This is a genomic window from Xanthomonas euvesicatoria pv. euvesicatoria, assembly GCF_020880415.1.
In the GTDB taxonomy this organism is placed as follows: Bacteria; Pseudomonadota; Gammaproteobacteria; order Xanthomonadales; family Xanthomonadaceae; genus Xanthomonas; species Xanthomonas euvesicatoria.
The window spans coordinates 63675-77493 of record NZ_JAJIUJ010000119.1; the positions used below are offsets into that span (position 1 = coordinate 63675).

Genomic DNA, 13819 nt, shown 5'->3' on the forward strand with positions numbered 1-13819 from the left:
CGTTGGATGGACGGTTGGATCGGAGCGAAGCGGCCGGTGCGGTGGTGCTGCTGCCGGTGCGGCCGCCTGGTGGGTGGGGCAACGATATGCCGTTGCACTGCCAGTACGAAGACGCCATGATGTAGACATCCCGTTTCAGATGTGGAACAGCATGGACCTCAATGCCCTGATCGATTTCTCGCTGGTGGCCGCCAACCAGGGGCTGGGCAAGGCCAGCCGCGCGAGCGGCAGATCGAAGGCGACCTTGTCGCGGCGCATCACCGAGCTGGAGGAACAGCTGGGGGTGCGCCTGGTCGAGCGCAGTGCCCGTGGACTCAAGCTCACCGAGGCAGGACAGCAGTTGATGGAGCGCACCCAGGTGCCGCTGAGCGAGGTGGCCGAGGCGATGACAGCCGCGCGCGAGGGGTTGTCATCGCCGCGCGGCCGCTTGCGCGTGGCGTCCCCGGTGTTGTTCTCCCAACTGGCGATGGGGCACATCGGCGCCGACTTCTGTGCGGCCTATCCGGAGATCACGCTGGAGGTGGTGGCCGAGGACCGCACTGTCGATCTGATGGAAGAGCAGTTCGATGTCGCCATCCGCATCAACCCAAGCCCGGACAGCCGCCTGGTCGGGCGTTGCTTTGCCAAGGACCGGTTGGTGGTGGTGGCCGCACCGTCCATCGCCATGCCGTCTGGCGATGCGGTGCATCCGGTGCCGGGCGTGGTGATGTCCAGCTTCGAGCCCACGACCTGGACGCTGGATGGTGGGCGCCTGGTCCTGGAGCCGATTCCGCGGATGCGGTTTTCCTCGTTCCTGATGGTGCGCGATGCGGTGATTGCCGGTGGCGGCGTTGCGTTGATTCCGCAGTCGATCGCGTGGCAGCAACTCGCCCGCGGCCAATTGCTGCAGTGGGGAACGATCTCCGGCGTGGCGCCGGCGTTGTGGGTATTGCACACCTCCCGGCGCCTGGCAGCGCCGAAGGTGCGCGCCTTCGTGGATTTCATCTGCGCCCGCTATCCGGACGCGTCGTTGGTGTTGAAGGGGTAGGGCGGTGGCGCCGTTCTGTTGAACGTGCGCCAGGTCCGCCAGCGCGTGGCGAACCTCTGCGCGCAAGCGGTTGCCCGTGCCATCGGGCCTTGGCAAAGGCACACAGACACCACGGCCACCCACACGCCCCCCTGCCATCCGACCTATTGACTACAGCTGTCGTCAGCCCTACGGTAGCGACAACTGTAGTCATGGAGAGCGCCATGCGCGGCAAGACCATCGGGGACCAGGAGCTGGCCCTGCTGCAATACATCGAAGAACAGCGGCATGCCAGCGTGGGCGAGGTGGCGGGGGCGTTCGGCGAGCCGCGCGGGCTCGCCCGCTCCACCGTACTGACCATGATGGAGCGGCTGCGGGCCAAGGGCTTCCTGCGCCGCAAGCAGGTCGAGGGTGTGTACCGCTACAGCGCCACCGCCGGCCAGGACGATGTGGTGCGCGGGGCGGTGGGGCAGTTCGTCGAGAAGACCCTGCAGGGCTCGGTGTCGCCTTTCGTGGCGTGGATGTCGCAACGCGCCGAAGTCAGCGATACCGAACTGGCCGAACTCGAAGCATTGGTCGCCAAGCTGCAATCGCAGCGCAAGGAGGATTGAGTCATGTCGCCCCTGATCGAAGCGGTGTTGTGGAAGCTTGGCGCCACCAGCGTGCAGACCGCGGTGCTGGTGTTGGTGGTGTGGGCGCTGTGCCGCGGCGTGCGCCGCCTGCCGGCAGCCACGCAGACCTGGTTGTGGTGGCTGGTGGGCGTGCAGGCGGTGGTGGGCCTGGTGTGGAGCAACCCGGTGCAGTTGCCGGTGCTGCCGGCGCACAGCGTGACCACGGCGCTGGGCTCGGCCGACAGCCTGGCGCCACTGGCAAACGCCACCGCCGCGGCATCCACGGCCGCGCATGCAGGCGCCACCGCGCAGGACATGCAGGTTGGCGCCTGGTCGACCTGGCCGGTGGCATTGCTGGCACTGTGGGCGGCCGGCGTGCTGGTGCTGGCTGCCGGCACGGCGCGCGCCTATCTGCGCAGCCGTGCATTGGTGCGCGCCGCGCAGCCCTGCAACGACCGCGCCCTGGTGCAGGCGTTGCAGATGGCTGCTGAAGCGCATGGCTTGTCGCGTCCGCCGGCGCTGCGGCTGTCGGCGCAGATCGATTCGCCCCAGTTGATCGGCCCGTGGCAACCGGTGTTGCTGCTGCCCGCTGCACGCTTGCCGCACATGGCCGATGACGATCTGGACATGGCGCTGACCCATGAACTGATCCATCTGCGTCGTGGCGATCTGTGGTGGGGCTTGCTGCCGGCGCTGGCGCAGCACCTGTTCTTCTTCCACCCGCTGGTGCATCTGGCCGCGCGCGAATATGCAATCGCCCGCGAAGCTGCCTGCGATGCCGCCGTGGTCGCCGGGCACCGCCATTGCCGCCACGACTACGGCCGCTTGTTGCTGCAACTGGGTGTGGCGCCGCGCCCGCGCGGTGGCGTGGCAAGTGCCTCGCCTTCGTTCATCAGCTTGAAGCGCAGGCTGTCGATGTTGCAGGACACCCACGCGTTTCCGCGGCTGGCTGCCGCGATGATTCTGGCCGCGGTGGCGGTCTGCGGTGTGCTGCCGCTGCGCCTGGTGGCCATGCCGGTGCCGGCACCGGTGACGTCTGCCGGCATGCAGCCGGTCGTGGTGACGGCCCCGGCAGCGCCGCGTGCACAGGTCAGCAGCACGGCGGAGCCTGCCGACGCCGCAGCGCCGATGCGCGCGTTGCCGGCGCTGCCAGCTGCGCCTGCGCAAGTGGCCGCCCCTGCCACGCACGGTGTCATCGCCGATGTGCTGGGCGCCGAACCGCTGCATGACGAGGACGCAGACCCGATAGACAGCGGCTGGAATCTCGACCTGGACCGCATCCGCCGCGATGCCAGCCGTGACGCGCAAGCCGCCGTGCACGATGCGCTCGCTGCCGACAACCACGACCTTGAACTGCAGCAAGACCGCATGCAGGCCGCGCAGGACGCATTGCAGGACGCACGCGAACAACTGGCCTCGTTAGGCCCGGAACTGGCGCAGGCCAAACAGGAAGCGCAACAGCAAGCGCGGCAAGCCGAGCAGCAGATTCGCGAAATGACGCAACAGCATCGTCAGGCGCAATACGCGTATGCGGCCGCGGTGCGCCAGGCGGACGCGCTGTCGCGGCACCAGGTCGAAATGGCCAAGCAGGCCGCTCTTCAGGGCCGCGCCGAGGCCGAACGTGGGCAACGGGAAGCGGCGCAAGCGCAACGCGAGGCAGCGCAAGCGCAGGTCGAGGCCGAAAAAGCGCAAGCAGAGGCAGACCAAGCGCAAGCAGAGGCAGAGCGGGCGAAGAACAACTAGGCGCGATTGACCAGACGGCTGCGCTCACCGTCAGGTGCGCATGGTCGGTACCAGCAGTCGGCATGCACCACGTGCAGGTTCGGGAACGCATCGCTTCTTGGCGCGCACATTACGCCAGCCGATCGCCATCGCCGACAGCTGTTCGCACCGGTTTGCCGGCTGCCGCAGCGGTCCAGTAGGGAGAACCAGCGCGGGCCGCGGTAGACCGCACGTTACCGCGGCGATGAGTTCCGTTGGCCACGGAGCAGCAACGCATGGCATGCAGCCCGCTGCACATCCGGCCGTGCACGGCCGGCACACGCGCGGCCGCAGTAACAGCGGAGAACAGAGCGTCGCGAGCAGTCGTCGGGTGGGCGTGGCCAGCGCGATCGGAATCGCAGTGTAGGCGCGGTACATGCCGTTTCAGAGCACCGCCCGGCGCCCACCGGGCGGTGAGTGGAGTCACCTTTCGCTGCTTTTCGGCGCAGGTCCCGACGCCAAGCAGCGGCCGGCGCACTGCATTGGCATCGCCTGGGTAACGGCAGCACCTGCATCACCACGGGCCCGCCACAGCCCAGCACTCCTGCGTCACGACGCCTGCAGCGTCGGCAACGCCGTGGCCGCGTGATCGCTGTTTCCATCCGCCTGCGTGCCCTGCGCAGGCGGCACTCAACTCACTGTGCCTTTCGTGGAGATCTCACATGATCCAGACCACTTCCCCCGTGCTGTGCCTGCGCTCGGCGTTGCTGTTGGCCCTTGCCGCAGTTGCCGGCAGCGCGGCCATCGCACACGCCTCTGCCGTGCCTGCAGTTGCCGGTGTGCGCAGCTCACCTGCTGCACCGGTATTTGCTGGTTCTGCTGCGTCAGCAACAACGCAGCTTGCATCCATTGCCGATGTCTTGCCTGTGGGTGGCATCGCAACGGTTGCGCCAGTCACACCGGAGAGTACCGTTGCGCGAATAGCGCCGGTTGTCGCTGCACCGCGCGCGCCTGCGATCGCTGCGCTAGCGCCGGCCGCCTTGATGACGCCTGCGCTTGCCGTCGCCGGTGCCCGGACGGCACCAGCAGTGCCCGCGGCCAACGCAGCGCCTGCCGCCCCCGCTGCACCTGCCATTTCTCCAGCGCCACCGGTCGCTCCCGCTGCACCGACTGCAGCCGCTGTGCCGGCACGGCCGCGCGTGGGCATGCCGACATCCTGCGGCCATGCCATTGCAAACACGCAGAGCCAAGGCGATGCCTACGTGCTGGTACATGGCGATCGCGAAGTGATGCACGGCACGCCCGATGATCTGCAGACGGCGCGCCGCTACGCTGGCGATGGAAGACGGGTGTTGTGGTTTCGCGCCGATGGCAAGCAGTACCTGGTGCGTGACCCGACCTTGCTCCATCAGCTGGCCGTGGCGCATCTGCGCAGCCGGCAATTGGCCGACGCGCAAGCCGGGTTGGCCGCACGTCAGCAGGCCTTGAGCGAACGGCAGGCCACACTCGCCGCGCAGCTGTCTGCGCATGCCGCGCCGCGCCTGCTGCAGGCCTCGACACGCACCGCATCGGCCACGACCTCCACCTCGGCGCAGCCGCCTGCAACCCCCGATGCGCTGCAGGCGTTGTCCAGGCAGCAACAGGCACTGGCGCAACGGCAGGCCGAGTTGGCGAGCAAGCAGGTCGGTGCATCCCGCCTGGCCACGCAGCAGGCATTGAAGGTATTGCGCGAAGCACTGAGAAGCGGGCGCGCGACGCGTATCGACGGTTAGTGGCAGAGTGCCGGCCGCGCAACAGCACAAGCGCAGATGACGGTGCGCTCGCCGATACTGTGCACAGACACAGGCGGCGAGCAGGCCATGACGTATCGGGTAGCGGTGTTGGGCGGCTTCGGTCATTTCGGCGCACGCATCGTGCGTGCGCTGGCGGCAACGGCGCAGATCCATGTCATCGCGGCAGGGCGGCATCCGGGCGATGTCGCGACCAAATGGCCGGGTGCCGCACCCGGTCGCATCTCCACCTGTCGCCTGGATATCGATGCCAGCGACTTCCCTGCGCAGCTGGCGGCCACCGGTGCCGATGCGGTGGTGCATACCGCCGGGCCGTTCCAGGGACAGCAGTACGCGGTGGCCCGCTGTTGCCTGCAGGCCGGCATGCACTACATCGATCTGGCCGATGGCCGCGCCTTCGTCCGCGATTTCCCCGCGGCGATGGATGCCGCCGCGCGGCAGGCCCAGCGCGTGGCGATCAGCGGCGCCAGTACCTTGCCGGCGTTGTCCAGCGCGGTGATCGATGCGCTGTTGCCGCGCTTTTCGGCATTGCACGAGATCGGCATCGTCATCGCGCCCGCACAGGGCACGCCGTTGGGCCTGGCCACGGTGCGTGCGGTGCTGTCGTATTGCGGCACGCCCTTCCACTGGTGGCAGGCCGGCCGCTGGCAGCAGGTGGTGGGCTGGGCGCGCCCCACGCGCGTGCACTTCGCGCAGCTCGCCCCACGCCTGGCCTCGCCGTGCGATGTGCCCGATCACGACCTGTTGCCGCAGCGCTATCCCGGCGTGCAGACCGTGCAATTTCGTGCGGCGCTGGAAGTGCCGTTCCTGCAGCGCTGCCTGGCCGGCGTCGCCTGGCTACGTCGACGCGGCGTGCCGCTACCGATGCAGCGCCTGGCCGATGTGTTTGCCAACGCCGGGCGCTGGTTCGACCGCTTCGGCACCGATCTGGGCGGCATGCGCGTGGAGCTGCGCGGCACCTGCGATGGCACGGACGGGGCAAGCCGCCCGCTGGTGCTGCACTGGGACCTCACCGCCGCAATGCTGCACGGCCCGGAAATTCCGTGTTTCGCCGCGGTCTTGCTGATACGCAAACTTGCCGCCGGGCATCGGTTGCCGATCGGTGCGCATGCCTGCATGGGGCTGCTGACGCTGGCCGAGTTCGAGCAGGAGTGTGCCGCGTGGCAGATGACCACGGCGGTGACGCAAGCGCACCGGTAGCGGGCGATGCGCAAGACGAGCGCAGCGCCAGGCCTTTGCCGAGCACGCCAGGCAGAAAACCAAGCGCTCTGTGCGCGGCGGGGAGTTCTGAAACCACGTGGCCGGCGCACATCGCTGCGCCGCCGACTCCACGCAACCTCAGACCTCTTGCACCGTGCGAAACGCGTCCATGTCGTTGAACGTACAAAAATGAAAGCGTGGCACCGTGATCGGCCCCGCGGCTGCCAGCTGTGTGAGCCAGCCGCGCACCGCGGAGCGATACGCCGTCTGTTCTGCCGCATCCAGCGTGTCGCACAGGTAGGCCAGCGAAATATGAAACTGGAAGTTGGTGTAGTCGGGGCGCTGCAAGCGTGTCAGTTGCATCAGCGCCTGGCGCGCAGCTTCCAGGCGCTGCGCGGTTTGCGTGTCGGCCGGCTTCAACGGAATCAGCAGATTGTCGTTATTGCCGGTCCTGGCTGCGGTCGGGTTGACCAGGAAGCGGCAAGCGCCCAGCGGCGGTGCGGCGCGCTCCTTCAACCGCGCCAGATAGGCCGCGTTGATATCCGCCAAGGCATGGTCGCGCGGCAGATCGCTCGGCCAGGGCCCACGCGCACGATCGATCTCGTTGACCCCGCCCAACAAGGTCACGTGGTAGCTGCTCGGCGGCAGCACGGCGAACTTGTGGGCAAAGCGCTGCTCGGGGAATTGGCGGTAGATGTTCAGCACGCGGTCGAAGCTGTCGTAGCCATCGCCCTGTTGTTCCAGATGACCCACGAAGGTATTGCCGGCAAACGGCATCGGCCGTCGCGAGCGCAGAAACTTGCGGCCCACATCCGAGGGCGGTGGCGTCATGGTCGGTGTGGCGAGACTGGTGGCCAGCAGCGAGGTGCCGGCGGCAGCCATCAGGCGACGGCGGCTGATGCGTGTGTCCAGAAACGACGACATGGGAAAACCCTCAGAGTTTGACGTTGACGCCGAGCATCACGGTGGGTGCCATTTTCCAGGCCGATTGCACGTATTCCTGGTGGCGGCCGATGCGGTATTCGTAGCCCTGGCCGGTCAGGTTGAGCACATCCAGGCTCACTGCCACTGCCGGCGAGACATCCCAGGCCAGTTTCAGGTCGAGACGGTCCAGCGGCTGTTGGTAGCGGTTGCGATAAAACTCCTGCTGGTTGCTGTAGTTGGGGTAGCGGTCGTCCCACAGCTCGCCGGTACGGCTCCAGGCCAGGGTGCTGCGCAGCGGCCCACGGGCGTAGTTCAGGGTCAGATTCCACAGCTGCTTGGGCTGCTGCGGCAGCACCGACAAGGTGGTGCGGCTGCCATCGCCGAGCACCACCGGGTAGTCCACGTCCAGGAAGGTGACATTGGCACCGACCGACAGCCCGGCCAGCGCGGGCAGCCACGGGCCCAGTTCCTTGATCGCGCCGAGTTCGGCGCCGCGCATGCGGACCGGCCGGTCGGTATTGCGCGGTTGGGTGACCAGCACCTGCTCGCCGTCGATGCTCTGCAGCTGGCCGTAACGGAAAATCTCGTTGTCGATGGTCTTGTGGAACAGCGCGATCGACAGCAGGCTGCCACCGTCGTCGAACGTCCAGTCGTGGCCAAGGTCCAGATTCTGCGAGCGACGCGGCTGCAGGTCCGGGTTGCCCTGGTTGAGCGTGGGCGGGTTGCTGCCCAGCGTGAGCACGCCGCCGTTCAACGCCATCTGGTCCAGGCGCGGTCGCCCGATCGAGCGCGAGGCGCCGAAGCGTAGCGTGCCGTTGGCACTGGTCTGCAACTGGCCGGCCAGCGATGGCAACCAGTTGCGGTAGGTGCGTTGCGCACTGACAGGCGCCCAGACGGTGCCGCTCAATTGCTGGCCGCTGCTGCCGAAGCGGGTCTGCTCCAGGCGCACGCCGCCGGCCAACCGCCAGCGCTCGCCGCGCCACTGTGCTTGTGCGAAGCCGGCGCGCACCTGCTCATCCACGCTGTAGGTGCCGCTGTTCTGCGCGGTGATGTCCGCCACGCCGCGCGCCTGGCCGGACACCGCATCCCAGCGCGCGTCGGCCAGGTCCGGGTCGATGATCAACATGGGCGCATTGCAACCCAGGGCGCAGGTGGCGTTGCCCAGCACATCGGCCAGCGAATAAGGCAACCCGCTCCAGGTCGTGCGCTGGAACGCGGTCTGCATGTGCGTGCGCACCTGTCGCAGGCCAAAGGCCAGTCCCAGCCCCTGGCTGTCTTCGTCCATGTTGCGACGGAGTTCCAGTTGCAGGTCGCTCACCCGTTCGGCGTAGGTCGTGCGCTCCTGCTGGTGGTTGAGGTTGGCGTAACGGGTCGGGTCCTCGGCCAGGGCCGGGTCCAGGGCCGTGAATGCCGGCAGGGTGCCATTCCAATCGAAGCCGTAAGCCAGGCCATTCTGCTGGAACCGGTCCCAGGTCTGCGGGTTGTCCACCGTGGCGCGCGAGGTGCTAGCGCGCAGCGCGCCGCGCCACTGGTCAGGCAGCTCGGCCAGCAGTTCGCCGTTGATGCCGGACAGCCCGCGCTTCCAGCGCAGCTGCCCCAACTCGACGAGCTGGTTGAGATTGTCCAGCGTGCCGCTTTGCGGGCCGCTGCGGGTCAGGCGCGCGCTGTTCTGCACCTGGGCGACCTGGGCATTGCGGTCGGAAGATTCGTGCTGGTCGAACGTGTAGCCGGACACATGGCCGCTGAGCGGACCATCCGGCTGCCAATCCACGCGTGCGGTCACGCCGCGCCGTTCGCGGGTGTTGTCGTAGTTGTACCAGCGCCGTTCGCTGGGCACCGCCGCGCCGGTGCCGCCATAGGCCGACGACGCGCGCGTGCCGTCGGCGTTGTACCAATTGAGGGCGCCGCCATTTTCCTGCTGCGGCACCGAAATCTCACGGCGCCAGACGCTGGCCGCCCCCAAAAACGCGAACTGGCCGTCACGCCCGAAGCGCTTGCCCCATTTCAGCTCGCCTTCGCCCACCGGCGTGCGGCCGCCATAGCGGCTTCCCACGAGGTTGGCGCCGCCCTTGGCCGAGGCGGTCAGCAGGCCATCGGGCCGGGCAAAGCCGGTGGCGGTGACCAGATTGGTGACACCACCGATCGCGCCGCCATCGTTCTCCGGCAGCAGCGACTTCACCACATCGATGCGGTCCACGAAGTTGGCCGGTAGCACATCCATCAGCGCCTGGCGGCTACCGATGTCGTTGCTGGCGAAGGCAAAGCCGTCGATCAGCATGCTGTTGTAGTTGCCGTTGAGGCCGCGCACCGTCACATAGCGTGGTTCGCCCTGGTACTCGACCGTGCTCACGCCGGTGACCCGGCGCAGCGCATCGCCCACATTGAAGTCCGGCAGTTGCCCGATGCTGTCGGCGGCGACCGAATCGACGATGGTGGGCGCCGCCTGCTTGGTGGCGATGGCGCGCGTGTTCTGCGACTGGAACGGGTTGCGCACCTGCACCGCGTCCATGGTCAGCGCGTCGCCTCCGCCGGACATGTCGGCGGCGGTGGCGTGCGAGGGAAGCCAGCCGATCAAGGCCAGCCCCAGCGCAAGCGACAGCGCATGCGGAGGCGGTGGGCAAGACGGGGCAGCGCAATGGGGGCGGGACGGGGAATGCAACAGGCGCATGGCACGATATCAACGTCGGTGGCCCCAACGCAGGGCCGCGGACGGATTAAATTAAGCTGCTTAATTAAAGCAATTATGACAACGACGAACGTTTCGCCCTGCATGCCCTCTTTGTTCGCAAACGCAGCCATTCGTTCGCATTACCGTCGTCGCAGCGATGGGCAGGCCGCCGGTTCCAGCGAGCGCCTGCTGCTGGATCTGATCCGCAGGGCAGGGCAATTCGAGCGTGCGGATCTGCCGCGCGCCAGCGGGCTCAGCGTGCCCGGCATCAAGGGCATCGTCGACCCGCTGGTGGCGCACGGCCTGCTGCAGCTGCGGCCCTCGCTGCGGCGTGGCCGTGGCCAACCGAACGCGCAGGTGAGCCTGGTGCCGGGGTATGCATACAGCGTGGGGGTGTCGGTGATGGTCGATGGCTTTGCGGTGGTGCTGATCGACTTCGCCGGCCAGGTCCGCGGCATGCGCCAGCTCACGGCCTTCCCGCTGACGCTGGCGGTGGTGCGTGCACAACTGCCGGCCCTGGTGGAGGCACTGCTAACGGCGGCCGGCGTGGATCGGCAGCATGTGTTTGGCGTCGGTCTGAGCATGACTGGCCCGCGCATCGGCGACGGCACCCGGGTCAATCCGCCCTTGTCGCTGGCAGCGGAATGGATGCAGGTGGAGCTGGACCGGTTTGTCGCCGATTGCCTGCAGCTACCGGTCTGGATGGACAACGACGCCCATTGCGCCGCCCTGGCCGAGGCCGTGTACGGCATTGGCCGCCAATCGCCGGACCTGGTGTATCTGTCGATCTCCGACGGCTTTGCTGCCGGCGTGATTGCGGCCGGCAACGTGCGCCGCGGCGCGCACGGCAATGGGGGCGAACTGGGGCGCATCTCGGCCATCACCGGCATGGCGCGGCCAACCCTGGAAAGCCTGCGCCAGGCGCTGGCCGCCGATGGCCACGCGCTGCCGGACCTGCACACCATGCTGCAGCACTACGATGCGGCCTGGCCGCAGATCGATGCGTGGCTGGATGCAGTGGAGCCGACAGTGACGCTTGCGGTGGCGGCGATCATTGCGTTGATCGATCCGCGTGTGATTGTTTTTGGCGCGCGCCTGCCCACCGATCTTGCGCAACGGCTGATCGCCCGCATCGCCTTCGAACCTGCGCCGCGGCGTGGCGTTGCATTGCCGTATCCCACGCTGCAGGTCGGGCAGGTGACGGCGCATGCCACCGTGCTGGGCGCGGCCATGCTGCCGTTCAAGGAAACGCTGTTCTAGCGCACCGCATGCGCGGCGATATACGCGCCAAGTGCTGGGCAACGCGTCCAAACAACGCCTGCGCCGCACGCCTGCCAACGCGCGCAACGCAGGCATCGTTTCGCATCCGGGCGGTACTTTTCGCCTAATTTGCCAATTGTCATATGCCACGCGCTTTACTGGCCGCCCGCCGCGTTTTCGAGGTCATCATGCGTATCGGTCCTCTGCAACCTTCTATCGCGCACACTGCCGCGCCGGCACTACCGACGCACACCAGTGCGATCAGCCCGACGCAGGTGCCGCACATGCCGGGCAACACCCCGCCACTGCGAGAAAGGCCGCGTCGCCGCGCCGGCAATATGCCTCCGCTGGTGCCGTTGAACGACAGCGCGATGACCGGCAAGCCGGCCCTGGTGGCGCTCGACAGCGAATTCTCCGAGCAGCGTCTGGCCGAAGTGCAGGCGCGCCAGATCACCGTGCAGACCCTGCAAGGCAAGCTTGCCACGCATCTTGCGCAGGCCGGCACGGCGCTCAAACCCGACAGCATTGCGGCACGCTTTGCTGCCGGCACACTGGAGCCGGTGTATCTGGATACCGCCGCCTTCAATGCCATGTCGCGCGGGCTGCCCGCACGCGCACGTGCGGCCGCAGGCCCGGTGCTGATCGATGCACAACAAGGTCGCATCATCTTCAATCTGCAGCGCGCGTTTGCGCCTGGCGACACCTTCAGCGACGCGGCGCTTGCCGCGCTTGGCAAGCAGTTGAATCTTTCCGGCCACGGGCTGGCAACGCCGAACTGGCTGCAGCCTGCCGCAGGCACGCCGGGGCGGCGCAAGCTGCAGCAAGCCGCGCGCTATCACGGCCACGAGGTGCCGGCCCGCGACGGTGGCGCCGGGTTCTTCAAGGCCAACGACCATCGCCTGCTGGAAGGCAAGCAAGTGCTGTTGCGCAATCATCAAAAGTCGCTCGTGCACAACCACTACTTCGAAGCACCCAGCACGCGTGCGTTCGGAAAGGACGTCATGGTGCATCGCGGGCTGTTCGATAATCACGCCGGCATTCCGGAAAACTCGCTGGCGTCCATCGATCATGCCTACGAGCAGGGCTACCGCAATCTGGAGCTGGACGTCGAAGTCAGTTCCGATGGCGTGCCGGTGTTGATGCACGATTTCAGCATCGGCCGCATGGCAGGCGACCCGCAGAACCGGTTGGTGTCGCAGGTGCCGTTTGCCGAGCTGCGTGAAATGCCGTTGGTGATTCGCAACCCGTCTGACGGAAACTACGTCAAGACCGACCAGACCATCGCCGGTGTGGAGCAGATGCTGGAGCACGTGCTCAAAAAGCCCGAGCCGATGTCGGTGGCGCTGGACTGCAAGGAAAACACCGGCGAAGCAGTGGCGATGCTGCTGATGCGCCGGCCGGACCTGCGCAAGGCTGCGGCGATCAAGGTCTATGCCAAGTACTACACGGGCGGCTTTGACCAATTCCTGTCCAATTTGTACAAGCACTACCAGATCAACCCGTTGCACTCGCAGGATGCGCCGCGCCGCGCCGCGCTGGATCGCTTGCTGGCCAAGATCAACGTGGTGCCGGTCTTGAGCCAGGGCATGTTGAACGACGAGCGCTTGCGCGGCTTCTTTCGAAGCAATGAGCAGGGCGCCGCGGGGCTCGCAGACACCGCAATGCAGTGGCTGGACAGCTGGACCAAGATGCGCCCGGTGATCGTGGAGGCGGTGGCCACCGACGACAGCGATGCCGGCAAGGCCATGGAAATGGCTCGGACGCGGATGCGCCAGCCGGACTCGGCCTACGCGAAGGCCGCGTATTCGGTGAGCTACCGGTATGAGGACTTTTCCGTGCCGCGCGCCAATCACGACAAGGACTACTACGTTTACCGCAACTTCGGTGAACTGCAAAAGCTCACCAACGAGGCCTTCGGCGTCAAGCGCACCACGGCCGGCGCGTTTCGCGACGATGGCGAAAGCCTGTTGACCGATCAGCCCGAGGCCGAATTGCTCGCCATCCTGGAAAACCGCGCGCTGGCCCGGGGCCATACCGGCAATGAACTCGACGTGCCGCCGGAAACGCCCATCGATATCAACCGGGATGCCGAGATCGTGAAGCAGCGAACCCAGCAATTTCAGGCCAGCTCCATCCCCGCTGACCCGAACCACATCTCCGCGGTTCGCGAAGGCAAGCAACACGATCACACCGCAGACATGGTCAATGACCCTGCGGCAACGCGTGCGCTGGACAAGCGCGCCAAAGCGCTTGGTTTGCTGACCGACAAATACCGTGGCGCGCCTGTGACCCACTATCTCAATGAGCAGGCCAGGCAGACGGAGACGGATTGAACCTTCCAATCACGGCTTCGGTTGGCAGGTCGAGCGTGTGGGGCAGCATGCAGATGCTCCAAGCCACGCTCGGGCAGCGTCAGGGATTGGGAGAGATCACGCGCCTGTACCGGCAAGCCGGCGCCGGGAGCGGTGGGGCGGCCGATCAGCCGCGTTGCAGTGCCCTGCGTGCAGGTGCCGCGGCGTGCGCCGCCGCGTTACCTGCATACGCATCCGCCGTTGCCTCCCATCGATTCATCGGTGGAGGCGACTGCGTGGCCTGATCGAAATGACCCGCAGACGCCTGCGGTGCGCCATCACGGCGTTGCATGTCGTCCACCGCAAGC

At 67.1% G+C, this 13819-nt stretch carries 9 protein-coding genes, 1 other RNA gene and 1 pseudogene; 7 read left to right on the top strand and 4 right to left on the bottom strand.

Annotation, left to right across the window (positions count from 1 at the left end; translation table 11 throughout):
• Positions 1 to 151 precede the first annotated feature (151 nt).
• The 3 genes from LN450_RS20890 to LN450_RS20900 all read left to right on the top strand — a co-directional run bounded on the left by LN450_RS20890 (position 152) and on the right by LN450_RS20900 (position 3360).
• Entirely contained in the window at positions 152 to 1027 is an 876-nt protein-coding gene (locus LN450_RS20890; protein WP_014088886.1) for a LysR family transcriptional regulator, read from the top strand.
• Between the two features lie 191 nt (positions 1028 to 1218).
• Positions 1219 to 1617, top strand: coding sequence for a BlaI/MecI/CopY family transcriptional regulator (locus tag LN450_RS20895; RefSeq protein WP_008572904.1), 399 nt, complete (start codon positions 1219 to 1221; stop codon positions 1615 to 1617).
• 3 nt (positions 1618 to 1620) lie between these two features.
• The gene (locus tag LN450_RS20900) at positions 1621 to 3360 is read left to right on the top strand and encodes a M56 family metallopeptidase (protein ID WP_011345804.1); all 1740 of its coding nucleotides are present in this window, start codon (positions 1621 to 1623) and stop codon (positions 3358 to 3360) included.
• 319 nt (positions 3361 to 3679) lie between these two features.
• Here the strand turns inward: LN450_RS20900 and LN450_RS20905 are convergent.
• Positions 3680 to 3756, bottom strand: a non-coding RNA gene (locus LN450_RS20905) — sX9 sRNA.
• A 582-nt stretch (positions 3757 to 4338) separates the two neighbouring features.
• Positions 4339 to 4533: pseudogene (locus tag LN450_RS23380) on the bottom strand (hypothetical protein); the annotation flags it as partial.
• On the opposite strand from LN450_RS23380, the gene LN450_RS20910 reads away from it, so the two are divergent.
• Together LN450_RS20910 and LN450_RS20915 are read left to right on the top strand one after the other, a co-directional pair.
• Positions 4524 to 5090 (top strand): hypothetical protein, encoded by a 567-nt coding sequence (locus LN450_RS20910; RefSeq protein WP_039419079.1) that lies wholly within the window; start codon positions 4524 to 4526, stop codon positions 5088 to 5090. The pseudogene LN450_RS23380 and the gene LN450_RS20910 overlap by 10 nt on opposite strands.
• A gap of 36 nt (positions 5091 to 5126) precedes the next feature.
• Complete coding sequence (locus LN450_RS20915) at positions 5127 to 6308, top strand: saccharopine dehydrogenase family protein (RefSeq protein ID WP_039419076.1); 1182 nt, start codon at positions 5127 to 5129, stop codon at positions 6306 to 6308.
• A gap of 138 nt (positions 6309 to 6446) precedes the next feature.
• Here LN450_RS20915 and LN450_RS20920 read toward each other — a convergent pair whose 3' ends face one another.
• Both LN450_RS20920 and LN450_RS20925 read right to left on the bottom strand, forming a co-directional pair.
• Complete coding sequence (locus tag LN450_RS20920) at positions 6447 to 7232, bottom strand: DUF1868 domain-containing protein (protein WP_011345807.1); 786 nt, start codon at positions 7230 to 7232, stop codon at positions 6447 to 6449.
• Between the two features lie 10 nt (positions 7233 to 7242).
• Positions 7243 to 9900: a TonB-dependent receptor gene (locus LN450_RS20925; RefSeq protein ID WP_011345808.1), complete on the bottom strand. Its 2658-nt coding sequence runs from the start codon at positions 9898 to 9900 to the stop codon at positions 7243 to 7245.
• 102 nt (positions 9901 to 10002) lie between these two features.
• Here LN450_RS20925 and LN450_RS20930 point away from each other — a divergent pair, with 102 nt between their 5' ends.
• Both LN450_RS20930 and avrBs2 read left to right on the top strand, forming a co-directional pair.
• Entirely contained in the window at positions 10003 to 11160 is a 1158-nt protein-coding gene (locus tag LN450_RS20930) for an ROK family protein (protein ID WP_039418338.1), read from the top strand.
• 143 nt (positions 11161 to 11303) lie between these two features.
• Entirely contained in the window at positions 11304 to 13493 is a 2190-nt protein-coding gene (avrBs2, locus tag LN450_RS20935) for a type III secretion system effector avirulence protein AvrBs2 (protein ID WP_039418336.1), read from the top strand.
• Positions 13494 to 13819 lie beyond the last annotated feature (326 nt).